Raw genomic sequence first — 25153 nt, forward strand, 5'->3', positions numbered from 1 at the left:
GCCATTTTATTCTTCTCCTTTATGGGTTGCGACAACTTCAGCTGTTACTAACCCATCTTGAACGTGTAATTCAATCGGTTGTTGGGCCTTAAAATCTGCCACTTTTTTCAACATTTGTTGCTGATCATCCGTGACATAGGCGAACCCGCGGCCTAAAATCTTCAACGGACTGACTAAATCGAGTGCTGCAATGACTTGTGCTGCCTTTTGCCGGCGATCAGCCATTAAGCGGTTCATCGCTTGGTTTAAACGTCTTTGTTGTTCAGTAACGTCTTTTTGCGCTTGTTGCACCGCCATCAGTGGTGATTGTGCCGATAACCGTTGTTGCAACAATTGAACCTGTTGGCGCCGGTCCTTTAAGAGTTGCTGTTGTGCAGTCAATAAGCGTCGTTGTAGTTGGTCAACATTTTGGAGATAGCCATCATACAAACGTTTAGGCTGTTTCAAGACATAACTATTTTGTAAATGATCGAGTTGTTTTTTATTAAGCGCAACGGTTTTTGAAAAGGCTTGATATAACCGTAAACGCTGTTGTTGTAATTTTAAAATTTCATCCGTTAAAACGGGGGTTGCTAATTCGGCTGCTGCAGTTGGTGTGGCTGCTCGAACATCTGCGACCAAATCAGCAATCGTCGTATCGGTTTCATGACCCACTGATGAGATGACCGGAATCTGACTGGCCACAATCGCCCGTGCAACACGTTCTTCATTAAACGGCCATAAATCTTCAATCGAGCCGCCACCCCGACCGATAATAATCGTATCAAAGTCGCCGTGTTCATTAACCTGTTTAAGTCGCTCAACTAAAACATCAGCCGCACCGTCACCTTGAACAACTGCTGGGAACAACACTAACTGTGCAATTGGATAGCGTCGTTGGGTAGTCGTAATAATGTCGCGAATCACTGCCCCGGAAGGACTCGTAATGACCGCAATTTTTTTAGGGAAACGGACTAAAGGTTGCTTAGGGGCATCGAATAAGCCTTCGGTTGCTAACTTTGCCTTTAATTGTTCGTAGGCTTGATACAGGGCACCTAAGCCATCAGGTTCCATGCGTTCAACGTAGATTTGATAGTTACCAGAGGCTTCGTATAGCGAAATTCGGCCGACTATGAGGACTTTCATCCCTTCTTCCGGCGTAAACTTCACTTTTTCGAAGGCCGACTTAAACATAATGGCACTAATTTTAGCTTTATTATCCTTCAAACTAAAATATTGATGCGCATTAGGCCGTAAGCGGAAGTTGGAAATTTCACCAGTCAAATAAACCCGATCCAAATACGGATCACGTTCAAATTTAGCTTTCAAATATTGCGTTAAAGCGGTGACTGTTAAATAATCAGTTGGTTTAACCACGTTTGACACGTTCCTTTGCAATTTCAATCGTTTGTTCCATTAACATTGTAATCGTCATTGGCCCGACACCTCGTGGTACTGGTGTCATCGCGCTGACGTGTGTTTGAAGAGCTTCAAAATCAACATCGCCAGTAACAGAGCCGTCTTCAAGGCGGTTAATCCCGACATCGATGACCACTGCCCCTTCTTTGACAGCATCAACGCCGAAAAAGTGTGGTTTACCAATGGCTGCTACCAAAATATCGGCCGTTTTAGTTAAGGCTTTTAGATTTGCTGTGCGACTATGGGCGATTGTCACCGTCGCGTTAGCATTGAGCATCAACGCTGCTAAAGGACGGCCGACAATATTACTCCGACCGACAATCACAACGTTTTTACCGGCTACGTCAATCTTGTGGGCAGCCAATAAGCGCATAATCCCATTAGGGGTGCAGGCCACTAAGCCTGGTTGGTTGAGCCATAATTGTCCAATATTAACGGGACTAAAACCATCAACATCTTTTTTGGCATCGATTGCTTGGATGACATGATCTTCATTAATTTGTTTTGGCAATGGCAATTGCACCAAAATACCATCAACGGTACGATCGTCATTCAGCGTTTTTACTAAGGCCAACAATTCAGCTTCGGTCGTTTCAGCTGATAGACGCTTCAATTCTGAAGCCATTCCAATTTTGGTTGCTCTTTTTTGCTTACTTTGCGTATAAATCGCACTCGCTGGATCATCGCCGACCATGATGACTACTAATTTAGGCGTTACACCTTGTACTTTAAGTGTTTTAACCGCTGTTTGTTGTGCGTGTGTCAATTCATTTGCAAGTGCTCTACCATCTAGTAATTCCAAAATTTACAGCCCCTATATATCGATATTTGATAATTCCATTTTAACATAAACAGTCGTTTTTTTAGCATTTCGGGTTGATAAATTATCATTAAACCTAAAAAAACACGCTAAAAAAATACTTTTAACGTGTTTTGAGGAATTTCGTTCGTATTTTACTAGTTAATCAATTTACTTTTATTTTGTCATTTTATGACTAAGCTTCAACGAATTTAGATAACACGCCGTTGATAAAACCTTTTGCTTGATCATCTGTAAATTGTTTTGCAAGTTCAAGTGCTTCATTCAAAGCGACTTTAGCAGGTGCTTCGGTTGAGTTTTGCATTTCAAACAAACCTAATCGTAAAATAATAAGGTCTGGTTTTGCCAACCGAGAAAGCTGCCAACCTTTTTTCAAATAAGGGGTTAATGCTGCATCAAGAGCGGCTTGATTTTCAGTTACACCTGATACTAAGAAAGCCAAGTAAGCAGGCACTTCAACTGGTGTCACTTCTTCAGCATCAAATTGATCCATCGTCAAGACGGCTTGATAAGCATCCTCTAATTCTAAAGATTGATTCGCATTGAGTGTAAACAGCACTTGAAAAGCTGCTTGTCGAATTTGGTGTCGATTAAAATTAGGCATTAAGGTTGGTCTCCATTTAGATCAGGTGTTTCATCGTTAAATAAATCATCTGGATCAATAATATTTTGTGTTTTTTCGGTTACGACGCCAACAACATGTACGTTGACTTCCGCTAATTCTAAATCAGTCATAAATAATAACTGTTCTTTCAAGGCTTCTTGCATGGCAAGGGCCACCTTAGGGACAGAAACGCCATAATTAAGGTAGACATAAACGTCTGCATTAACTTTGCCATCAATCACTTTTAAAGTGACACCCTTACCATGATTTGAACGACCAAATAATTCGTTAATCGATGATGAAATCGTTCCACGCATCTGATGAACGCCTTCAATTTGGCTTGCGGCAATGCCTAAAATGACTTCCACCACTTCAGGTGCCATTTGGATCTTACCCAATGAATTTTCTTGCGTATCTAGTACAATATTTGTTTCTTCAGCCATCAATAACCCTCCTAACAAATTCTTACCAGCAGTTAAACGCTGCTGTTAGGCACGCGAAATGTAAGTACTATCTGACGTATTAATTGTTAATACATCACCTTCGTTAATGAAGAATGGTACTTGAACCACTAAGCCTGTTTCCAGTGTTGCTGGTTTTGTACCACCCGAAGATGTATCGCCACGCACACCAGGTTCTGTTGCAGCAACTGCCAAATCAACTGTCTTAGGTAGTTCAACCCCTAAGGTTTCGCTCCCAAACATCATGATTGAAACTTGCATGTTTTCTTTCAAGAATTTTAATTCATCTTGAATTTGTGCTGCTGGTAATTCTAATTGTTCATAAGTATCTGTATCCATGAAGACGTGGTTGTCACCATCTGCATAAAGATATTGCATTGATTTCGTATCAATGATTGCTCTTTCAACTTTTTCAGTTGAACGGAATGTTTTTTCTTGGTTAGCGCCGGTTCTTAAATTCTTAAGTTTTGAGCGGACAAAAGCGCCACCCTTACCAGGTTTAACATGTTGGAATTCAACCACTCGCCATAGGTTGTTGTCAAATTCGATTGTTAAGCCGTTTTTAAAATCGTTAACTGATAACATTAATATTTCCTCCGTACTTTTTTAAAAGGATGCCATTGCCCTAATCATAGCAAGAAATCAGGTTTAAAAGCAAGTCTTTCCAGTCGTTTAAACTGATTGTATGTAAAAAAGGGATTGGCCAAAGCCAATCCCTTCAGTTATGCTAAATCGCTTCTTGTTAGCGATTCGCACTCACAGTTAGATTGTCAATGGTTTGTTGCTTGAGTTACAAGTATACCAGTTATGGCCGATTTATACAAATCAGCCTGACAAATCTTAAGCAAATAAAAACACTCACGAAATGTGAGTGTTTTTAAAGCATTATTTAGCTTCTGCTGTATAAACAGAAACTTTCTTCTTGTTTTTACCGAAACGTTCGAAACGAACGACACCTTCGACAAGAGCAAATAATGTGTCATCGCCACCGCGACCAACATTTTCACCTGGATGAATCTTTGTACCGCGTTGACGGTAAAGGATTGAACCAGCTGTAACAGTTTGGCCATCAGCACGTTTAGAACCTAAACGACGACCTGCAGAGTTACGGCCGTTAGTTGTTGAACCGCCACCCTTATGGTGAGAGAAGAATTGTAAATTCATTTGTAACATCTAAATGCACCTCCTGTTTATTAACTGTCTATTTACGTTTTGTTTGTACTTGAATGTACTGCCCGTATTGTTGCGTAATATCTTCGAGCGTCAGTTGCAAATTCTGCAAGAGAATTTGCGCCGTTGCCAAAGCTTGTCCCGTAACCGTTGCCGGCACTTGACAGGTTAACAAACCACCATTTAGGTTATCTGCTTCTACCTCTGGTTCAAAACCAGCGAGCTTTTGCAAACTGTTAATCGTCCCAATTGAGACGGCTGAAACAGCTGCACAAACGATATCACTCCCGTAAGGACCCGAGTCAGCATGACCCGTAATTTGAAAAGAAATAATTTGCGAATCCGCATTGACGATAAAGTCAGCCTTAATCATCTTATTTCCCTCAATTAGGCGTTGATAGCGTCGATCATCACTTTAGTATATGGTTGACGATGACCCTTCTTTTGATGACTGTGTTTCTTAGGTTTGTATTTGAAAGTAACAACTTTCTTTTCGCGCCCTTGTTTTTCAACAGTACCATCAACAGTAACACCATCAATGTTTGGTGTACCAACCTTAGTTGTTTCACCACCAACTAAAATAACTTGATCAAAAGTTACTTTTTCGCCAGCTTCTGCGGCTAACTTTTCAACGTAGATTGCTTGACCAGCTTCTACCTTATATTGTTTGCCACCTGTTTTGATAATTGCGTACATGTGTGCACCTCCTATTTTTTCTTAGACTCGCCAACTAAGGTGACTAATAATAGTACTTAATGCCTTAGTATGCGCGGTTGCAGCTGTGGAGCTCACAATTACAACGTTCATATGATATCAAATATTTGCGATCGAGTCAATAGCTATTTACGCTTCAACGAAGAATCCAGCCACATTAAAAGCCATGTTTGGCATCTGAACAAGTTGATAAAGCATCTTAGCCATGTAGCGTGGTGAATAGACTAATCCATCTTCAATCCACTTGAAAACGAGCACTAAACTCGCACCAGCAAGATAATCGGCTGTGATACTCAATTCAATCTGATCAGACTGGGTTGCCTCTTGAAATAAATTATTGAGATAGGCTTCAATTCGCCGCCGCATTTCGGTCGTTAATTGCTGTTTAAAAGCCAAACTCATATCATTTTTATGGAATACTTTAAAGGCATCTTGGCGGCGTTCAACATATTCAAATAACGCTAATAAATTGATTTGCTGATAGGGTTGCGCCAACTTATCATTTTGGATTGTCACTGTTTGGTATAAATCCCGAATTAAATCTTGTACTGCTTTTTGAATAAAATCTGTTTTATCTTCATAATGGAGGTAAAAAGTCCCCCGGGTAATCTGTGCATTTTTAGTAATCGCTTGAATTGAAATTTCTTTAGTGGTCGCTGTTTTTAATAGTTCAACCAGCGCTCGGCGTAATTGCTGTTTTGTCCGCTGAACACGTGGGTCGGTCGTTTCAGGATTGCTTTCACGAACCATTTCGGTTCCCCCATTCTTTGGCTACTTCGCGTCTAGTATAGCCTGTTTTTTTGATAACTGTCTAGCATTTGCTTTTAAAGTTCGTTTTTTTAATCGGATCTCTTTCGATTCAATAACTCACACCTAAATTTAATTGTCGTCGGCTATTTCTTATAGTAGAATGAAACAAGTATCTTAAATCGGACAGTGTTAGGTGGTCGTTATTTTGATTTCTGCATTCTTTACTATTTTTCTTTCAATCGTATTATTCGCTGTAGTTGCTAGCCAATTAACATTTCGAATCGGACTAGTGCTTAATTGTCTTATTTTCATTATTTTAGTTGGCATTGACGCTAGCCTCTTTGGTTGGGGGAGCGGTGCCCACTGGATTTACTTTATTTTAAGTTTAATCGGCTTAGTCGCAAGCGAACTATTCTTAGCGGACTTACCGACTGTCAACCGGCATTAATTTTAAACAACAAAAGGCGGACTTTCAGGCAAATTTACATTTGTCCTGAAGTCCGCCTCTTTTTGTGCTGTTTGTGCCCCTGCCAAGGACCTTTAGTATAGCATTAATGCCCACCAGATTAAACCGTTGTTGCATCCGCCGTCGATTGACTCTCGCTTGTTTGCGGCTGATCTTCCGTTGGACCTTCATCACTATTTTGATCAGGTTGTAAGTTATTGGTTTGGCGACTTTGCGATATTTCAGTCGTTGTTGGCAATTTTTCTTGCGTCACTGCCTTAGTTCCTAAAACTTGCCAGCCAACAACCACCCCGACCACGAACGTCACAACTAAACTCATAAAGACACCCATTTTATTCATCATCCACACCACGCTTTCTATTAACATAATAGCCATAGTTTAGTGGTTAAATATGAATAATCATTGATCGTTTTTCAAAAGAAAAGAGAAGATTTCCTGACAAAAAAAGCGCCTAGACAAAAGTCCTAGCGCTTTTGAATCCAAATTAATCAAGTAATGTCGTTTCTTTGACGGCATCGATTGTCTTAGTACCAGCTAATTGCATTGTGATTGACAATTCATGGTTCAAATGATCAATCACAGAGGTTACGCCTTGTGCGCCCCCTAAGTTTAATCCGTAAATAATTGGACGCCCAATTGCGACCAAATCAGCCCCACTAGCAAGTGCTTTAAAGACGTGCTCACCACGACGAACGCCACTATCAAAGATGATTGGCACCCGTTTGGCAACTTGTTGTGCCACTAATGGTAAAACTTCAAAAGAAGCAGGTCCACCATCTAGTTGACGACCACCGTGATTTGACACCCAAATACCATCAGCGCCTGCTTGGATGGCTAATTCAGCATCAACAGGTGATTGAATTCCTTTAACGATAACGGGTAAGTGCGTGATTTCTTTAATCTTTTGAATATCTTCTGGGACAATGCCTTGTTTAGCAGCAGCATAGATTTCTGAAATGCCTTTGCCAGCACCATCTGAGTTACTATAAGCTGCTAAATTAGGCATTGGTAATGGGAATTGGAATTTTGTTTGGATATCTGCTTCACGATAACCGCCTAATGTCGAATCCACTGTTAAAATAATCGCTTTAACGCCTGCTTTAACTGCTTTTTGTAGTAAGAATTCATTAAATTGATCGTCTTTACTCATATAAAGTTGGAAGAATTGTGGTGCATCAGGCGCAGCTGCGGCTGCATCTTCAACAAGTGTATTAGCATACGTACTAATTGAGAAGATTGAACCAGCTGCGGCCATCCCTTTGGCAGTATCTACTTCACCTTTTTCGTGGGCTAAGCCTTGTGCTGCTGAAGGGGCTTGAATAATCGGCGTCTTCAAATCAATATCCCACAATTTTGTGTGCAAATCAGCATGTTCAACCCCTTGTAAAACACGGGGCATAATCTTTTTTTGATTGAAGGCACTGGTATTTTCAGCCATTGTCCATTCATCTTCTGAACCGCCACGAATATAGCCAAAGGCACCTGCTTCCATTCGTTCCTTCACACGACCCTCTAGCGATGCTAGGTTTAAAACATCAACTGGGTGTTCTGCGTCACTTGTATGATATGTCATAATAATTGCCTCTTTCTTTTTGTCAATAGGATCATGATATAGCACTTACATAGTGATTAGCAAACATTTGTACTCGCTTTCTTACATTTGACTTTTAAACCCAATGTCTCGGCGGAAAAAGCTTTGCGGATTGGCCACCGATTGTAAATCGGCTTCAATTTGGACCCGCGCTTGCGCCATTGTGGGTGCCGTATAAACGGCCGTATATAAACGGCCACCAGCACTCATTAAGCCCCCGGTTGTTGCTACCACACCGGCAAAGCTAAACTGACTATTAGCCGCTTTAAAACGAGCAGTTGGTGCCAACTGAAAAATTGCCGGCGTTTGATTTGGATACCCTTTAGCGGCCACCACAACCCCTAACGTCACACCATCTGCTTGCCAGTCCAAAGTCGGTTGCTGATGGGTTAATAATTGCTGAAAGACTTGCGCTAAATCACCTTGCAAACGTGGTAACACCACTTGAGTTTCCGGATCGCCAAAGCGTACGTTGAACTCAATTACTTTGATCCCAGTTGCGGTCGCAATTAATCCTGCATATAAAACGCCGGTAAACGGTGTGCCATTAGCGGCCATCGCTGCCACAACTGGTTTGATAATCGTTTCAACTGCCGTTTGTACCATTTGATCACTAATTTGCGGTACTGGACAATAGGCGCCCATCCCACCGGTATTCGGCCCCCGGTCACCTTCAAAGGCCCGCTTATGATCCTGGGTAATTGGCAACGGGTAAACTTGATCATCAGCTACTAGCGCCATTAGCGAGAACTCCTCCCCGATCAAATAGTCTTCGATGAGGATCTGACGGCGCCCTTGTTTGAAGAACCGTCGAACGGCTGCTAAGCCATCCGCCAAGCTTTCGGCAATGACAACGCCTTTACCAGCGGCTAAGCCATCCGCCTTGATGACGATTGGCAATGAGCGCCCTTCCAACGCGTATAGCGCCTCTGATTCGTTAGTCACCGTTTGATATTGTGCGGTGGGCACTTGGGCCTGAGCCATCATTTTTTTGGCAAATGTTTTTGAACCCTCCAATGCCGCAGCCTGCTTCGCCGGGCCAAAAATTGCTAAACCCGCGGCTTGAAAAGCATCCACAATCCCAGCGACTAACGGTTGTTCTGGGCCAACGACGGTGTAAGCCACCGCCTGTTTTTTAGCAAACACAATTAACTGCTCAAAATCATTGACGTCAATTGCGGCCGTTTTTATCTGGTCCAATTGCATCCCCGGGTTCCCAGGTAAGCAATAGACCTGTTCAACTTGTTCACTTTTTAGTAGTTCACGTGCCAGTGTATGCTCACGCGCACCACTGCCAATCACCAAGATATCCATTTAATTGCCACCTCTTAATGTTTAAAATGACGTCGATTTGTAAAGACCATGCTGACCCCTTTTTGGTTCGCCATGTCGATTGAATCTTGATCTTTAATTGATCCACCAGGTTGAATAATCGCTGTAATGCCGTGTTCAGCAGCGTAGGCCACACTATCGTCCATTGGAAAAAAGGCATCTGATGCTAACACGAATGGTGCTTGCATCCCATTAGCTAGTGCTTGTTCCAACGCAATTTTAACGGAGCCAACTCGGTTCATCTGACCGGCACCAACGCCCAACGTTTGATCTTTAGTTGCGACAACAATCGCGTTACTTTTGACGTGTTTTACCACGCGTTGCGCAAATAGGAGCGCTTCTTTTTCATCTTCAGTTGGGGCTTTAGTCGTGACCGTCTTCAATTCAGATGCTTGATCCGTTAAGCGATCTCTTTCTTGAACCAATAGACCACCTAAGACCGAAACTGTTTCGAACCGATCCGCTTTAGCGGCTTGTTCAAAATCAAGTGTCATCAAACGGATATTCTTTTTCTTTTCAAGAATTGCTAACGCTTCTGGTGCAAAGCTTGGGGCAATAACAATTTCCAAGAATAATTCATGCAAAGCATTGGCTGTTTGAACGTCTACTTCGCGGTTCAAGGCAATGATGCCACCAAAAATTGAGACGGAATCGGCTGCAAAAGCTTTTTGCCAAGCATCGTAGATAGTTGTTCCCAAACCAACGCCACAAGGATTCATGTGTTTCATCGCCACCACGCATGGTTCGCTGAATTCTGCGGCGACTTTAATCGCTGCATCTGCATCCTTAATATTATTGTAAGACAATTCTTTCCCGTGCAATTGATGGGCAGAAGCAATCGAAAAGGCGCTTGGTAAAGCACTTTGGTAAAAGGCAGCTTTTTGATGGGCGTTTTCGCCGTAACGTAACGCTTGTTTGAAGTCGTATGTTAAGGAAAGTTTTTCAGGGAATTCAACCGCATCGGCATCTGATAGATACCCGGCAATCAAACTATCGTATGCAGCAGTGTGCCGGAATGCTTTAGCGGCTAAATGGCGGCGGTAAGTGACATCATCTTGTTGCAATTGTGCCAATGTTTCGTCATAGTCGGCTTGATCCACCACGACGTACACTGACTTAAAGTTTTTAGCAGCTGAACGCAACATTGATGGACCACCAATATCAATTTGTTCAATCGCTTGCGCTTGGGTAATCTCTGGTTTTTGAATCGTTTCTTTAAAGGGATAGAGGTTAACACAGACAAGATCAATCGGTGTAATCTCGTGTTCAGCAAGTGCCGCCATATGTGTTGGTTCATCACGCTTAGCCAATAGACCACCGTGAATATTGGGATGGAGGGTTTTAACCCGACCGTCTAACATTTCAGGAAAATGGGTCACTTCATCAATGGGCGTCACTGGCACACCCGCTTTTTCCAAGGCGCTAAAAGTGCCACCGGTTGAAATAATTTCAAAATCTGCCGCTACTAATCCTTGGGCAAATGCCACAATACCCGTTTTGTCTGAAACGCTAATCAATGCTCTTTTCATGTGTTAAAAGCTCCCTTTAATTATTTTTTTGAATTAAATCATAAATCACAGCTGGATATAATTGATGTTCAACCGCGTGAACGCGTGCTTCTAGCGTTGCTAACGTATCATTTGGTTTCACCGGAACGGTTGCTTGGGCGATAATCGGCCCCGTATCCACCCCTTCATCGATATAGTGGACCGTCACGCCAGTTTCACTCACTTTGGCACGATACGCATCTTCAATCCCATGAATCCCCGGAAAAGACGGTAGCAATGCCGGATGGATATTGATAATCCGCTGAGGATAAGCCCCTAGTAAAACGGGCGTGATGATTCGCATGTAGCCCGCCAAGATAATATAATCAACTGCCAAAGGCGCCAACTGAGTAACAACAGCCTGTTCGTAAGCTTGACGATTTTCAAACTGACGTGGTGCCAAAACCGACACCGGCACTTGGCGCCGTTGCGCCTTTTCAATCACGGCGGCTTGCGGACGATCGCAAATCAGTTGGACAATTTCAAGACCCGCTTGTTACAAGCGTTGATTATCGGCGATTGCTTCGAAGTTACTGCCTGTGCCAGATGCAAAAATTGCCACTCTCATTTGGTCGTCACCAATTCAACCGCCGCTTGTTGCCGTTTTTGAACGGTCCCAATCTGATAAGCTTGTTCTTGTTTGGCATTCAATTGCGCTAAAACGGCTGGTGCTTCTTCTGGCGCAACCGCCAAGACCATCCCAATCCCCATATTGAAGATGTTATACATCTCCATTTCAGCAAGTTGCCCATATTGTTGTAAGGCCTTAAAAATCGGTAGGATTGGCCAACTGCCCAACGTTAAGTGGGCCGCTAAATCAGCCGGCAGCATCCGGGGGACGTTTTCGATAAAACCGCCGCCTGTAATATGCGCGGCGCCTTTAATCACCCGTTGTTGCAGTAGTGGCTGTAAGTCTTCAACATAAATCTTAGTAGGCGTTAATAACCAGTCTCCCAGTGGTTTACCCGGCAACTCAGGTAATTGGCTGGCCACCGTCAAATTATTTTGCTCAAAAAAGATTTTGCGAACCAACGAATAACCATTGGAGTGAATACCGCTAGACGCTAATCCAATCAGCACGTCGCCCGCTTGGATCGTTTTGCCGGTCACTAGCGCATCTTGTTCAGCAATCCCAACTGCAAAACCGGCCACGTCATAGTGCTTAGCCGCATACATACCAGGCATTTCGGCCGTTTCACCGCCAATTAAAGCCATATTGGCTTGCTTGCAACCTTCAAGCACGCCAGCGACGATGTCTTCAATCTTATCGGGATCAGTTTTACCAGTCGCTAAATAGTCTAAGAAGTATAACGGTTGCGCACCTTGTGCAACAATGTCGTTGACACACATCGCCACACAATCGATCCCGATGGTCGCATGTTGGTCAGCCGCAAAAGCCACCATCAATTTCGTACCGACACCATCCGTACTCGAGACCAACACCGGCTTTTGATACTGGGCCATTTCTAGCGCGTATTGTCCGCCAAAGCTGCCAATATTGTGATTATCAGCCCCTACTTTTTTTTGGATGCGGGCAACGACTTCGTAACCAGCCGTCACATCGACGCCCGCTTTTTGGTAAGCATCTGTCATCTCGATTACTCCTTATCTTGTTTTAGACTCGCTTGATAATCTGCTTCATAATCGTATAGCGGCGTTGGATAATCGCCGTTAAAATACGCCATACATAACCCTGAATACGGTGCATCTTGGTGTAAGCCAATCGCATCAATCAAACCTTCTTGACTCAAAAAGGCCAACGAATCAGCACCGATTGTTTCACACATTTGAGCCACACTTTGGCGCGCAGCGATTAATTCTTCACGCGTTTGAATGTCAATCCCGTAAAAACACGGGTATTTCAACGGCGGTGAAGCAACTCGTAAATGTACTTCTAGCGCCCCAGCCTCTTTTAAACGTTTAACAATGTGTTTGCTAGTAGTCCCACGAACAATCGAATCATCAACTAACACAATTCGTTTACCTGCCACGACACTTTTAACAACTGCTAACTTGCGGTTAACACCCTGCTCTCGCAGTGCTTGTGTCGGTTGAATAAAGGTCCGACCGACATATTGATTTTTAACGAGCCCCATTTCATATGGTAGGCCGCTGGCTTCCGCGTACCCACTCGCTGCGGAGAGCGATGAATTAGGTACCCCGATTACCATATCGGCATCAACGCCCGTTTCCGCCGCCAATCGTTTACCCATTCGCTTCCGCGCTGCGTGGACGTTAATCCCGCAAATATCAGAATCTGGTCGTGCGAAATAGATATATTCCATCGAGCAAATCGAATGGGTCGTTTCGGTCGTGAAGAAATCCGAATGTAAGCCATCTCGATCAATTGTCACGACTTCACCAGGTTGTACGTCCCGAATAAAAGTCGCTTCGACCGCATTCAGCGCACACGTTTCACTGGCAACAACATACGCCCCATTGGCCATTTGCCCAATCGACAATGGCCGGAAGCCATTAGGATCAAGCATCGCAATCAAAGAATCCTGCGTTAATAGCACATAGGCAAAACCACCGTGAATTTGGTTGAGGGCTGTTTTAACCTTAGTGTGCAAATCCGGACCAGCCGCTCGCCGAATGAGATGCATTAAAATTTCTGAATCAGAACTAGACTTTAAAATGGCGCCATCATCTTCCAATTGACGCCGTAACGTGACCGCATTGGTCAAATTGCCGTTATGCGCTAATGCAAATTGACCATCGGCAAAATCAAACAAGAAAGGTTGAATATTTTCTAAACCGTGACTACCCGCCGTTGCGTATCGAACGTGACCGATAGCCGCTTCACCTGTTAATTGGGCTAAATTTTCCTGTTTCCGAAAAACATCCGCTAGTAGGCCCCGATCACGATAACCCATTAACTGGCCGTAGTCATTAGTGACAATTCCTGCCCCTTCTTGACCACGGTGTTGAAGACTATGAAGGCCGAAATAGGCTAATTGATTGGCATCTTGATGGCCCCAAACCCCAAAGACACCACATTCTTCATTTAAGCTTCTGATTTCATTAAGCATGGTAAAGCCGCCTCCCAAGCATCCTTGGCCGCTTCAATGGTCAAGTCAATCGTTTCATCTTTCGTTTGAATATGCATTACTGGTTTAGCCGTTACCCGACCAATCAATTGGGCTGATTGGTGGCTAATCTGTTCAAAAGCAACTTGGTCGGTCGCTTTAACCGTCACAATAAACCGCGATTGTGTTTCGGCAAATAATTGACGACTAGCCAAATCTACTTGTACGCGGTACCCCAAACCTTGTTTGAAGGTTGCTTCAGAAAGCGCGACTGCTAAGCCACCTTCTGATAGATCATGTGCACTAGCAACCAACCCTTGTTGAATGGCTTTTAAAACAAGATCTTGATTAGCCTTTTCCGTTGCTAATGAGAAATGGCCCAGTTGACCTGAAATAGTGCCTTGTTGCATCTTTTGTAATTCACTACCTGCATAGTTATCGTCAGTTTCACCAATCAAATAAATTAAATCATCGGCTTGTTTAAAATCTTGCGTGGTAACATCTGCGATGTCCCGAATTAAACCGACCATCCCAATCATTGGTGTGGGGTAAATCGCTTCTCCGTTAAATTCGTTATACAGTGAGACGTTTCCCGAAATCACTGGGGTGCCAAAAGTCTCACAAGCAGCGGCAATTCCCTGCGCGCTCTGATCAAATTCCCAGAAAACAGCCGGTTTCTCAGGGTTACCGTAGTTTAAACAATCCGTAATCCCTAATGGTTGCCCACCAGCAGCGACAATATTTCGAGCTGCTTCAGCGACTGCAATTTGGCCACCCACGTGGGGATCTAGATAAAGATAGCGACCGTTACAGTCAGTCGTCATCGCAAGGGCCTTTTTGGTGCCACGAATGCGCACTACGGCTGCATCACTACCAGGTAAAACGACGGTATTGGTTTTCACTTGGGCATCGTAGTGGTGGTAGAACGAACTTTTATCCGCGATTGTTGGTTGTTTTAATAGTGCCAACCAAATTGCCTGAGTGTCCGTCAATCTAGGCACATAAGGCGCTTGGGCGGCAAAAGTTGCTAAGCGTTCTGGTTTTGCTTGGTCCTTATGATAGACCGGTGCGGCATCTGTTAAGGATGCTACTGGTAAATCAGCAACCAATTGGCCTTGGTGCCATAGTTGGTATTGTTCTTTGGTTGTCACTTCGCCAATCCGAACGGCATCTAAGTCGTAGCCTTTAAATAAGGTAATCACTTGGTCTTCATAACCGGCTTTAACACATAAAGCCATTCGTTCTTGCGATTCGGATAACATGATTTCATAAGCAGACATATCGGTTTCGCGTTGTGGTACTTGGTCAAGGTCTAAAATCATCCCGGTTCCCGCTTTAGCCGCCATTTCAGCAGTTGATGAAACCAATCCAGCTGCCCCCATATCTTGAATCCCGACCAACCAATCTGAATGTTGCAAAATTAATTCTAAGCAGGCATCCATCAATAATTTTTCCATGAATGGATCGCCGACTTGAACGGCCGAGCGTTGCGTTGCTTTCCCTTCTGCAAATTCATCCGATGCAAAGGTGGCCCCGTGAATCCCATCGCGGCCTGTTTTGGCGCCGACGTACAATACGCTGTTGCCAGCCCCCCGCGCTTTACCTTGTTGAATATCCTTTTGTTCAATCAAACCGACACACATCGCATTCACCAGCGGATTAGCTTGATAGCACGGATCAAAACTGATTTCACCGCCAACTGTTGGAATCCCAATACAATTACCGTAACCACCAATCCCAGCGATCACTTCCTGGACCAAATACTTGGTTTGGTTATCATTGAGTTCCCCAAACCGCAAGCTGTCTAAAATCGCGATTGGCGTTGCACCCATTGAAAAAATATCGCGGATAATCCCACCGACACCAGTAGCTGCCCCTTCATAAGGTTCAACAGCAGAGGGATGATTATGACTTTCAGCCTTGAAAACAACAGCTTGACCATCACCAATATCTAAAATACCGGCCCCCTCCCCTGGCCCTTGTAAGACGTAGGGACCATCCGTTGGAAACTTTTTAAGGATTGGCTTGGAATTTTTATAAGAACAGTGTTCACTCCACATGACTGAGAAGAGACCCGTTTCTGTGTAGTTTGGCAACCGTTTTAAGATTTTAGTGCAAATCAATTCGTATTCACTATCGGTTAAGCCCCATTGTTGGTATAACTTGGTTTGTTGAATCTCAGTTGCCGTTGGATTATTCACCATGAGTTACTACCCCGCTTTTCAAAGTTGTCAAAATTGATTGGAAGACACCCAGCCCATCCGCACTGCCCAATAAGGCTTCGACTGCACGTTCAGGGTGTGGCATCATCCCTAAAACATTTCCCGCTTCGTTCGTGATGCCCGCGATATTGTCTAAACTACCATTAACGTCAGTTGTATAAGTAAATGCGATTTGATGATTGGCGTGCAATTGGGCCAACGTTTCTGGATCACAATAATAATTACCTTCACCGTGAGCAATTGGCAACGCAATCGTGGTCCCTTTTGCATATTGATTTGTAAAGCGTGTGTCGCTATTTTCAACCTGCAAAGTTACCGTTTCGCAAATGAAATGCGTTTGGCGATTGGGCAACAACGCTCCTGGCAATAAGCCCGCTTCCGTCAAAATCTGGAAACCGTTGCAGATTCCTAAAACCGGTTTGCCCGCTTTAGCAAAAGCCACCACCGCCGTCATAATTGGTGCCAATTTAGCAATCGCGCCGCTGCGTAAATAATCACCGTATGAAAAGCCACCTGGAATTAGCACCGCATCAAAACCGGCTAAGCTAGTTGCTGTGTAAGAGACATAAGCCGCTTCTTCATGGCAGACATCGACAATTGCGTGGTATAAATCGGCATCACAATTCGATCCTGGAAAAACAAGCACTGCGAATTTCATTTTGCGTCCTCCACCAATTGTAAGTCGTAGCGGTATTGTTCCATATTTGGATTAGCCAATAGTCGATCGCAAATCGCTTCAACTTTATCAATCACAGCGGCTTGATCCGTACCAGTCACTTGCATTTCGAAAAACTTACCAATTCGCATTTGACTGATCCCTTCAAAACCTAAGCGTTGAATCGCACCTTGAACCGCTTGACCTTGTGGATCTAGAACTGAATCTTTATAGGTGACATAAACTTGCACGTTATACATTTGCAAAACCCCCAATCATTTTTGTTAAGCGTTGTAAAACCGTCTCGTAGACCGTGACTAAGTCGCCCTTATTCTGGCGGAAAACATCCTTATCTAATGATGAGTGTGTTTTCTGATCCCAAAGCCGACAATTATCTGGTGAAAATTCATCCGCTAAAATTAAGCGTCCTTGATATCGACCAAATTCCAATTTAAAATCAATTAAATCAATACCAATTTCATTGAATAACTTAATCAACAAAGTATTAATCTGTTTCGTCATCGCTTCAATCGTAGCCACTTCCGTAGGTGTCACCAGTTTCAAAGCCGTTGCTTGCGAGATATTAATAGCCGGATCGTCCAAAGCATCATTTTTGTAATAATATTCAATAATCGGTTGTTCTAATCGTTGTCCCAACGGTTGACCAAACTTCCGTGCAAAGCTTCCGGCGACCACATTTCTCAAGACCACTTCCAACGGGATAATGGTGACTTTTTTGACGAGTTGTTCGGTTTCAGATACATTTTTGATTAAATGGGTTTCGATCCCTTGTTGACTTAAGTAAGCAAAAATTAATTTTGAAATTTCATAATTAACTTCCCCTTTGCCAGTAATCTGTTCTTTCCGCTTACCATTTAAAGCAGTTGCTTGATCCTTATAAATCATTTTTAAGACTTCGGGGTCGTCAGTTGAGAATAAGTCCTTGGCTTTCCCTGAATAAAGTAACGTTTCACTCATCGTTTCTTCCTCCAATAGACATATTATTTTATAAAATAATTAATAATTGTTCGTTTTTAGTTTTGCCATAAAAAAACTTTGAAATGATCGCTATTTCAAAGTTCGTTTATTTTTAACCCAAACCAACACGCTCAAAAATTTCGGCCACATGCCGAATATGATAATGATAGTCAAACGCATCATCCAAATCAGCTGGCGTTAGAATGCTCATTACCTGTTCGTCGGCTTCTAATAACGGTCTGAAATCAATTTGTTCATCCCAAGAACGGGCCGTCTTAGGTTGAATCAAATCATAGGCCGCTTCTCTTGAAAGGCCGTGATCGATCAATTTCAATAACACGCGTTGGCTATAAATCAAACCAAAAGTCCGACCCATATTACGTTTCATATTTTCTGGGAAGACCGTCAAGTTCGTCATAATTTTTGTAAACCGTTTGAGAATGTAATCTAATAAAATGGTTGTATCCGGTAAAATAATCCGTTCAGCGGAGCTATGTGAAATATCGCGTTCATGCCACAGTGCCACATCTTCATAAGCCGTTACCATATGACCGCGAATAACCCGCGTTAAGCCTGTGATATTTTCAGAACCAATTGGATTGCGTTTATGGGGCATTGCTGAAGAACCTTTTTGACCTTTAGCAAAGTATTCTTCCACTTCGCGCGTTTCTGATTTTTGTAAACCACGAATTTCAGTCGCGAATTTCTCGATAGATGTCGCTAATAACGCCATTTCAGCAACGTAAGCAGCATGTAAATCTCTCGGTAGGACTTGAGTTGAAATTTCTTGAGCCCGAATCCCCAATTGATCACAAACATAACTTTCAACAAACGGTGGAATATTCGCAAACGTCCCCACAGCCCCACTGATTTTACCGGCTTCAACGCCTTCTGCCGCTGTTTCAAAACGTTCTTTATGGCGTTTTAATTCGGAATACCAAAGCGCTAATTTCAAACCAAAAGTCGTCGGTTCAGCGTGCACACCATGTGTCCGCCCCATCATAACTGTATCTTGATAACGTTTAGCTTACTTACCAATCACTTCTATCAAAGCGTCGATATCAGCTCGTAAAATGGCGTTCGCTTGTTTCAATAAATAGCCGTAAGCCGTATCAACGACATCAGTAGACGTTAACCCATAATGAACCCATTTTCGTTCAGCACCTAGTGATTCCGAAACGGCCCGAGTGAACGCCACCACATCATGTCTTGTTTCCTGTTCAATTTCTAGAATGCGAGGAATTGAAAATTGCGCGTTGGCTTTAATCTTAGCGACATCTTCTGCCGGAATATGCCCTAATTTAGACCACGCCTCATCCGCTAAAATTTCAACTGCTAACCATGCTTCATACTTGTTGTGATCGGTCCAAATGGCACCCATTTCAGGATTTGTATAACGTTCAATCATTTTGTCTGCTCCTTTGGTAATGCCCAAATTTGTGTTGCTTCAATTTCAGAAAGTGTTTTGTTTAGATCATCAGTCAACAGGGTGATATGCCCCATCTTCCGATTTTCTTTGCGCTCAGCCTTACCGTAATCGTGATAAGACCAATCAGTTGACTGGCAGCTCTTAGCCAGCGCACCTGGTACATCTTGGCCCAAGACATTGACCATTACAGCTGATTGCCAAAGACGCGGCGTTTGAAGTGGCCAATTGCAAACCCCCCGGATGTGCGCCATAAATTGCGACAAGTCACAAGCTTCAATCGTTAAATGACCCGAATTATGCGGTCTTGGTGCGATTTCATTTACAAACAACTGGCCAGTTGGGGTCACGAAGAACTCTACCCCGAGTGTCCCCACCAATTCTATTTCGGTCGCAATTTTCTGGGCAATTTTCTTAGCCTCTTGTGCAACCGCCGCCGGTACCCGTGCAGGGCAAATACTAATATGTAATATGTTATGCCGGTGTTGGTTTTCAATGACTGGAAAAAGTGCCTGTTGCCCTGCCCAATTCTGGCTAATCATGACTGAAATCTCTTGATCAAAAGTCACCATTTCTTCTAACACACAAACGCCAAAATCCAGAAGTGCTCTAGCGGCTTCAATATCACTGGCCCGTCTTAAGACAAGTTGCCCTTTACCGTCGTACCCACCTCGGGCCGTTTTCAAGAGACAGGGTAAGCCAATCTCAGCGACCGCTTTAGTTAATTCACTAATCGATGTTACGACTTTAAAAGCGGCGTGCGGTAATTTCTCGATTGCTAAGAATTGTTTTTCCAAAACACGGTCTTGTGCAATCCGTAACGCCTTGGTTCCTTGCGGAATTTGCGTTAGTTGTTGTGCTTTTTCAATCGTCGTTGCATCGACGTTTTCAAATTCATAAGTCACGACATCCGAACGTTTTGCCAATTCAATGATTTGATTCTCGTCATCGTAAGCCGCAACAATTTGGTCATCGGCCACTTGACCGGCCGGACAATCAACTTGCGGATCAAGAACGATGACTTTAAAGCCCATCGACTTAGCGGCCAAGGTCATCATCTGTCCTAATTGACCGCCACCAATAATCCCAATGACTTGTCCTGGTAAAATTTGTTTAGTTAAGTTGGTCATTACTTGCCACCGCCTTTTGATGAAGTGCTTGTTTGTATTGCACTAATGCCTTTTGATAAGTTGGTGTTTTAAGCCCGCAGATTTGGGTTGCCAACAAACCAGCGTTAATTGCGCCTGCCTTACCAATCGCTACCGTTGCCACCGGCACACCACTTGGCATCTGGACAATTGACAACAATGAGTCCATCCCATTGAGCGCCTTGCTTTGAATTGGTACCCCGATAACGGGCAGAACAGTGTTAGCAGCCAACATCCCCGGTAGATGTGCTGCACCACCGGCACCTGCAATAATCACTTGATAACCTTCTTCCGCCGCACTTTGCGCAAAAGCAATCATTTCAATTGGCATCCGGTGTGCCGAAATGACTTTTTTGGTATAACTCACATTCAAATCCGTTAAAATCTGAGCCGTTTCCTGCATTGTTTCCCAATCAGAGATCGATCCCATCACAATCGCTACATCAGTCATTCGATTAGCCTGCTTTCTTAATTGATTATGGTTTGATTTTAACAACGACGACGGCATAAGTCAAAGGGAAATCCGTATTATTTTATTATAGTTTTATAAATTGTACGTGTTACGTGCAAAATAATTAATAAATATCTTTCGTAAAATATTAGTTATTTAAAAAGACGAACAAAAAAGAGTGACTCATTAATGAATGAGTCACTCTTTTTAAAGGCGTTTATTATGGTAACAGGACAAACAATAATGCCCCTAAAATCCCACCAACGAATGGGCCGATAACTGGAATCCAACTGTATTGCCAGTCAGAATCACCCTTGTTGGCAATTGGTAGAACTGCATGCGCAATCCGTGGGCCTAGATCCCGAGCCGGATTAATTGCATACCCAGTTGTTCCACCAAGTGATAACCCGATTGCAGTAATGATAACACCAACTACGAGTGGGTTTAAGCCTTCTGTGAATTGGCCCCGTGTCAATGCTAACAATGCGAATACTAAGACAAATGTCCCAATAATTTCACTCATTAAGTTGGCAAATGGGCTTCTAATTGCAGGACCGGTTGCAAAAGTCCCTAAAATCGCTGATTGGTCATCTGTCGCTTGCCAATGTGGGTAGTATTGAATCCAGACAACGACTGCCCCCAAGAAAGCCCCAATCATTTGGGCAATGATAAATGGTAATACAACAGACCATGATACTTTACCGATGATTGCAAAGGCGAGCGTGACCGCTGGGTTTAAATGGGCAGGACCCATAAATGCTGATGCGTAAACACCTAGCGTTACGGCAAACCCCCAACCTAACGTAATTGCAATCCAACCAGCACCGTTGGCCTTAGTCTTTGCTAAACTAACGCCGGCAACGACTCCGTCCCCTAAGAGGACTAAGATAAATGTACCGACTAATTCGCCTAGTGCTTGGACCATTATTGAATTATCCATAAGGTTTCCTCCTTATTCAACTCACTATTTTAAATAGTCGAGTTGTGCTTCAGCAATTGCGGCATCTAATTGTGCTGTTTGACGTTCTTTTTCAGCAGCATCCCAGTTCAAGAGACGGGCCATTTCGTTGATAACTGGTTGTTTGATGGCTGCCAATTGATCATTGTGGAATAAGACGAAGTTTGTCCGACGTAATAAATAATCAACTGGTGTTAACGTCATTTCTTCGTTAACTGAATATCTCAAACTAATCGTTTCCTTCAAGTTCAAACCTTCAGCTGTGCCTTGATCTGCATATGAAACTACACGGCTAACGTTTGAACCAAAGCGATTAGCTAAGTCAGTGGCATCATCTTCTGAAATACCCTTGCTCATCGCTACTTTCGTGTAGAACTTCAGTGTTTCTTCAACGTTATTAGGATCAAAATGACCACCTGATACTTGTAACTTCTTAGAATCAATTTCACGAACCGTTTCGTTGAAGTCTTTCTTCAAGATATCACGAATCATTTCTAATGCGCCAGCAGCCATCTTACGGTAATCCGTAATCTTACCACCTGATAAAGTCATCAAGCCGTTTTCAGCCACTTTAAGTGAACTCCCACGTGAGACTTGTGAAGGGTTAACCGTTTCTTCAGCATGGGCTGTTCTTAATTGGCTGATTGCTTTTTCAACATCAGCACGAGCAGCTGTTTTATTTTCATAGTCATCAACAGTCTTGATTAGGTTATTGAATGATTCTTCTGAAACCTTACCACTATTAGCACCACCGCCATTATAATCAGAACTACCGTTGTTTGAGATTAATGGTCGTAAACCAGCCCAGCTTGCTTCAATATCGTTTAATGCGATATCAACGCTAGGATAACGGTTATTGATAGCCTTTAATAAGTAATCAACGTCGGTTTGTTCAACACGTGGGTGTTTATAGTCGCCTGTGTAATCTGTATCCGTTGTTCCGAAGTATGTCTTGCCTTCGCGTGGCACAACGAAAATCATGCGACCATCATGGAGACCTGAATCAAAATAAGTTGGTTGTGGCACTGATAAGCGACTGCTATCAACAACTAAATGAATTCCTTTAGTTGGACGAAGTGTTTCTTGCGCTTTCACTTCAGTATTCAAAGCGTTAACTTTATCAACCCAAGGGCCAGCTGTATTAATCACTAATTTGGCATGAATATCGAATGTTTCATCTGTTAATTCATCATGTGCTTTCAAGCCATTAACGCGGCCATTAGCATCATAAGTCATCCCAACAGCTTTAACGTGGCTGGCAACTGTTGCGCCTAATTCGTCAGCTTCTTTGATATTTTCGATTACTAAACGGGCATCGTTATTCACAAAGTCCAAATAGACACCAGCACCCATCAAACGATCTGATTTCAAACCAGGTTCGCGTTGAAGCACTTCTTTACGATCAATTGTGTAGTTAGCATATTGTGTCCCAGTAACCCCTGCCAATTTATCGTATAAATCCATCGCAATTTTAACACTGAACATGTCATAAGTTGCTTCAGGTTCATCATAAATTGGTAAAAGCATTGGTGTAGGCCGTGGAATGTGAGGTGCGATGCCTTGAACAACCGCACGTTCACTAACAGTATCGGCAACAACCCCGACGTCGAAAGTCTTCAAGTAGCGAATCCCACCATGGACTAACTTCGTTGAACGTGATGATGTCCCTTCAGCAAAATCTTGCATTTCGATTAAACCCGTTTTAATACCAGATGCGGCAGATTGAATGGCGACCCCTGCACCAGTGATCCCCCCACCAATAATTAATAAATCAAGTTGTTCGTTCTTTAAGTTTTGAATGGCTTGTTGACGGCTTTCTAATGAAAATGTCATAATAATCCTCCTTATTCGTTCATCTTATATGGACGATGTTTGAAAATTTTTGTTGCTTCAATGGCTTGTTGCCAACCGGCATATAGATCTTCACGTTCTTCTTCTGGCATGTTAGGTTCGAAACGCTGCCCAACAGAGAAGATTTGCGCTAATTCATCTGTATCCTGCCAAAAACCAACAGCTAGGCCGGCCAAGAAGGCAGCACCCATGGCCGTTGTTTCTAAGTTTGCGGCTTTTTCAATGGCACTATTTAAAATATCTGCCTGGAATTGCATGAGGTAGTTGTTATTAGCAGCACCCCCATCGACACGTAGCATCTTGATATCAATCCCCGTATCTTTTTGCATGGTTTGAACAACGTCACGTGTTTGATAAGCTAATGATTGCAGTGTTGCTTTAATAATATCCTGACGGTTCGTCCCACGCGTGATACCAAGAATCGAGCCCCGTGCTTCAGCGTCCCAATAAGGTGCACCTAAACCAGTAAAGGCTGGTACAACGTAAACTTCATTTAAACTCGTTGAAGCTTTAGCAGCAGCTTCGGAATCTGAAGATTTCTCAACTAATTGCATGCTATCTCTCAACCATTGAATGGCCGAACCAGCGACAAAGACTGAGCCTTCCAAAGCGTAGTTCACTTTACCATTGATTGAATAACCGATTGTCGTTAATAAGTTATTTTCAGACATCGTTGGCTTTTCACCAGTGTTCATCACGATAAATGAGCCTGTCCCGTAAGTATTCTTGACTATTCCGGGTTGTAAAGCTAATTGACCAAACAAGGCAGCTTGTTGATCACCGGCCATCCCTGAAATTGGTACGCTGCTGCCATAAAAATGATAAGGCGCCGTTTCACCATAAACTTCAGAATTTGGCCGCACATCAGGTAACATTGCCCGTGGAATGTTGAGCAGCTTCAAGATGTCGTCGTCCCAGTCCAAGTCGTGAATGTTAAAAATCATCGTCCGACTGGCATTAGTATAATCAGTGACGTGCGTTGCACCCCCGGTTAATTTCCAAGTAATCCAAGTATCAATTGTCCCAAAGAGCAATTCGCCCTTTTCAGCACGTTCTTGTGCGCCTGGCACTTGATCTAAAATCCAGCGAATCTTGGTTGCTGAGAAATAGGCATCAACAATCAAGCCCGTCTTCTTATGGATTAAATCTTCGTAACCATCTGTCTTAAGCTTTTCAGCAATATCGTTGGTTTGCCGCGATTGCCAAACCACCGCATTGTAAATTGGTAGGCCAGTTGCCTTGTCCCAGATAACCGTCGTTTCACGTTGATTAGTAATCCCAATCCCCGCAATCTGGTTCGGTTGAATGCCAGATTTAATAAAAGCGTTTGCAATAGTTGATAAAACGGCGTTCCAAATTTCATTAGCGTTATGCTCTACCCAACCGGGTTCAGGAAAGTACTGCGGGAACTCACGTTGTGCATCCGCGACTTTTTGACCATCGTGGTTAAAAATGATTGAGCGAGTACTTGTCGTCCCCTCATCAATCGCAAGAATGTATTTTTCAGTCATTTTAATCCTCCTTTAACAAAATTTCTTTGGAAAACGTTTCCTTGTTTTTTATTATAGATTACCGGTATCC

25 protein-coding genes, 2 pseudogenes and 1 other annotated feature are annotated in these 25153 nt (G+C 43.2%); of the genes and pseudogenes, 1 reads left to right on the forward strand and 26 read right to left on the reverse strand.

Features of this window, described 5'->3' with window-relative positions:
- Positions 1-6: 6 nt before the first annotated feature.
- From xseA to LEUCM_RS08845, 9 genes are all read right to left on the reverse strand, one after another.
- Positions 7-1356, reverse strand: a complete 1350-nt coding sequence (gene xseA / locus LEUCM_RS08805; protein WP_056936393.1) for an exodeoxyribonuclease VII large subunit — start codon at positions 1354-1356, stop codon at positions 7-9.
- Positions 1349-2200 (reverse strand): bifunctional methylenetetrahydrofolate dehydrogenase/methenyltetrahydrofolate cyclohydrolase FolD, encoded by an 852-nt coding sequence (folD, locus tag LEUCM_RS08810; RefSeq protein ID WP_082267624.1) that lies wholly within the window; start codon positions 2198-2200, stop codon positions 1349-1351. The genes xseA and folD overlap by 8 nt, the downstream gene beginning before the upstream one ends.
- Positions 2201-2393: 193 nt before the next feature.
- Positions 2394-2822 carry a transcription antitermination factor NusB gene (gene nusB / locus LEUCM_RS08815; RefSeq protein WP_011374384.1) on the reverse strand — a complete coding sequence of 143 codons (429 nt, stop codon included), beginning with the start codon at positions 2820-2822 and terminating at the stop codon, positions 2394-2396.
- Positions 2822-3265, reverse strand: a complete 444-nt coding sequence (locus LEUCM_RS08820; protein ID WP_025015876.1) for an Asp23/Gls24 family envelope stress response protein — start codon at positions 3263-3265, stop codon at positions 2822-2824. Before LEUCM_RS08820 ends, nusB begins: the two co-directional genes overlap by 1 nt.
- A gap of 45 nt (positions 3266-3310) precedes the next feature.
- Positions 3311-3868, reverse strand: a complete 558-nt coding sequence (efp, locus tag LEUCM_RS08825) for an elongation factor P (RefSeq protein ID WP_016264850.1) — start codon at positions 3866-3868, stop codon at positions 3311-3313.
- A gap of 300 nt (positions 3869-4168) precedes the next feature.
- A complete protein-coding gene (rpmA, locus tag LEUCM_RS08830) occupies positions 4169-4456 on the reverse strand; it encodes a 50S ribosomal protein L27 (RefSeq protein ID WP_011374381.1) in 288 nt (95 codons plus the stop codon).
- A gap of 28 nt (positions 4457-4484) precedes the next feature.
- Positions 4485-4826, reverse strand: a complete 342-nt coding sequence (locus LEUCM_RS08835) for a ribosomal-processing cysteine protease Prp (RefSeq protein ID WP_011374380.1) — start codon at positions 4824-4826, stop codon at positions 4485-4487.
- A gap of 14 nt (positions 4827-4840) precedes the next feature.
- Positions 4841-5149 (reverse strand): 50S ribosomal protein L21, encoded by a 309-nt coding sequence (rplU, locus tag LEUCM_RS08840; protein ID WP_004265609.1) that lies wholly within the window; start codon positions 5147-5149, stop codon positions 4841-4843.
- Positions 5150-5162: 13 nt separating this feature from the next.
- Positions 5163-5238, reverse strand: a sequence feature (ribosomal protein L21 leader region).
- A gap of 58 nt (positions 5239-5296) precedes the next feature.
- Positions 5297-5917 (reverse strand): TetR/AcrR family transcriptional regulator, encoded by a 621-nt coding sequence (locus LEUCM_RS08845; RefSeq protein WP_025015877.1) that lies wholly within the window; start codon positions 5915-5917, stop codon positions 5297-5299.
- Between the two features lie 205 nt (positions 5918-6122).
- Here LEUCM_RS08845 and LEUCM_RS08850 point away from each other — a divergent pair, with 205 nt between their 5' ends.
- Entirely contained in the window at positions 6123-6365 is a 243-nt protein-coding gene (locus LEUCM_RS08850) for a hypothetical protein (protein ID WP_011374377.1), read from the forward strand.
- Positions 6366-6483: 118 nt separating this feature from the next.
- Here the strand turns inward: LEUCM_RS08850 and LEUCM_RS08855 are convergent, their stop codons facing one another.
- The 17 genes and pseudogenes from LEUCM_RS08855 to glpK all read right to left on the reverse strand — a co-directional run bounded on the left by LEUCM_RS08855 (position 6484) and on the right by glpK (position 25083).
- On the reverse strand, positions 6484-6726 hold the full coding sequence (locus LEUCM_RS08855) for a hypothetical protein (protein ID WP_133285967.1): 243 nt from the start codon (positions 6724-6726) through the stop codon (positions 6484-6486).
- A gap of 142 nt (positions 6727-6868) precedes the next feature.
- Positions 6869-7957, reverse strand: coding sequence for a lactate oxidase (locus LEUCM_RS08860; protein WP_025015879.1), 1089 nt, complete (start codon positions 7955-7957; stop codon positions 6869-6871).
- Between the two features lie 81 nt (positions 7958-8038).
- Entirely contained in the window at positions 8039-9289 is a 1251-nt protein-coding gene (purD, locus tag LEUCM_RS08865) for a phosphoribosylamine--glycine ligase (RefSeq protein ID WP_016264846.1), read from the reverse strand.
- 14 nt (positions 9290-9303) lie between these two features.
- Entirely contained in the window at positions 9304-10836 is a 1533-nt protein-coding gene (gene purH, locus LEUCM_RS08870; RefSeq protein ID WP_016264845.1) for a bifunctional phosphoribosylaminoimidazolecarboxamide formyltransferase/IMP cyclohydrolase, read from the reverse strand.
- Positions 10837-10852: 16 nt separating this feature from the next.
- A pseudogene (purN, locus tag LEUCM_RS08875) lies at positions 10853-11422 on the reverse strand (phosphoribosylglycinamide formyltransferase).
- On the reverse strand, positions 11419-12447 hold the full coding sequence (purM, locus tag LEUCM_RS08880; protein WP_025015880.1) for a phosphoribosylformylglycinamidine cyclo-ligase: 1029 nt from the start codon (positions 12445-12447) through the stop codon (positions 11419-11421). The pseudogene purN and the gene purM overlap by 4 nt, the downstream one beginning before the upstream one ends.
- Before the next feature lie 5 nt (positions 12448-12452).
- A complete protein-coding gene (gene purF / locus LEUCM_RS08885; RefSeq protein WP_025015881.1) occupies positions 12453-13886 on the reverse strand; it encodes an amidophosphoribosyltransferase in 1434 nt (477 codons plus the stop codon).
- Entirely contained in the window at positions 13862-16087 is a 2226-nt protein-coding gene (gene purL, locus LEUCM_RS08890) for a phosphoribosylformylglycinamidine synthase subunit PurL (protein ID WP_056936392.1), read from the reverse strand. The genes purF and purL overlap by 25 nt, the downstream gene beginning before the upstream one ends.
- A complete protein-coding gene (gene purQ, locus LEUCM_RS08895; RefSeq protein ID WP_025015882.1) occupies positions 16077-16763 on the reverse strand; it encodes a phosphoribosylformylglycinamidine synthase subunit PurQ in 687 nt (228 codons plus the stop codon). The genes purL and purQ overlap by 11 nt, the downstream gene beginning before the upstream one ends.
- Complete coding sequence (purS, locus tag LEUCM_RS08900; RefSeq protein ID WP_025015883.1) at positions 16760-17020, reverse strand: phosphoribosylformylglycinamidine synthase subunit PurS; 261 nt, start codon at positions 17018-17020, stop codon at positions 16760-16762. The genes purQ and purS overlap by 4 nt, the downstream gene beginning before the upstream one ends.
- Entirely contained in the window at positions 17013-17738 is a 726-nt protein-coding gene (purC, locus tag LEUCM_RS08905; RefSeq protein ID WP_011374364.1) for a phosphoribosylaminoimidazolesuccinocarboxamide synthase, read from the reverse strand. The genes purS and purC overlap by 8 nt, the downstream gene beginning before the upstream one ends.
- Before the next feature lie 112 nt (positions 17739-17850).
- Positions 17851-19146 (reverse strand): annotated as a pseudogene (gene purB, locus LEUCM_RS08910) (adenylosuccinate lyase).
- On the reverse strand, positions 19143-20294 hold the full coding sequence (purK, locus tag LEUCM_RS08915; RefSeq protein WP_025015884.1) for a 5-(carboxyamino)imidazole ribonucleotide synthase: 1152 nt from the start codon (positions 20292-20294) through the stop codon (positions 19143-19145). Before purK ends, purB begins: the two are co-directional and overlap by 4 nt.
- Positions 20278-20763, reverse strand: a complete 486-nt coding sequence (purE, locus tag LEUCM_RS08920) for a 5-(carboxyamino)imidazole ribonucleotide mutase (RefSeq protein WP_016264836.1) — start codon at positions 20761-20763, stop codon at positions 20278-20280. Before purE ends, purK begins: the two co-directional genes overlap by 17 nt.
- 220 nt (positions 20764-20983) lie before the next feature.
- On the reverse strand, positions 20984-21703 hold the full coding sequence (locus tag LEUCM_RS08925) for an MIP/aquaporin family protein (protein ID WP_011374360.1): 720 nt from the start codon (positions 21701-21703) through the stop codon (positions 20984-20986).
- A gap of 24 nt (positions 21704-21727) precedes the next feature.
- Positions 21728-23554, reverse strand: coding sequence for a type 1 glycerol-3-phosphate oxidase (glpO, locus tag LEUCM_RS08930; RefSeq protein ID WP_056936390.1), 1827 nt, complete (start codon positions 23552-23554; stop codon positions 21728-21730).
- Positions 23555-23565: 11 nt separating this feature from the next.
- On the reverse strand, positions 23566-25083 hold the full coding sequence (gene glpK, locus LEUCM_RS08935; protein WP_025015885.1) for a glycerol kinase GlpK: 1518 nt from the start codon (positions 25081-25083) through the stop codon (positions 23566-23568).
- Positions 25084-25153: the final 70 nt, after the last annotated feature.

Origin of the sequence: Latilactobacillus sakei subsp. sakei DSM 20017 = JCM 1157 (assembly GCF_002370355.1) — a bacterium.
Classification (GTDB): domain Bacteria; phylum Bacillota; class Bacilli; order Lactobacillales; family Lactobacillaceae; genus Latilactobacillus; species Latilactobacillus sakei.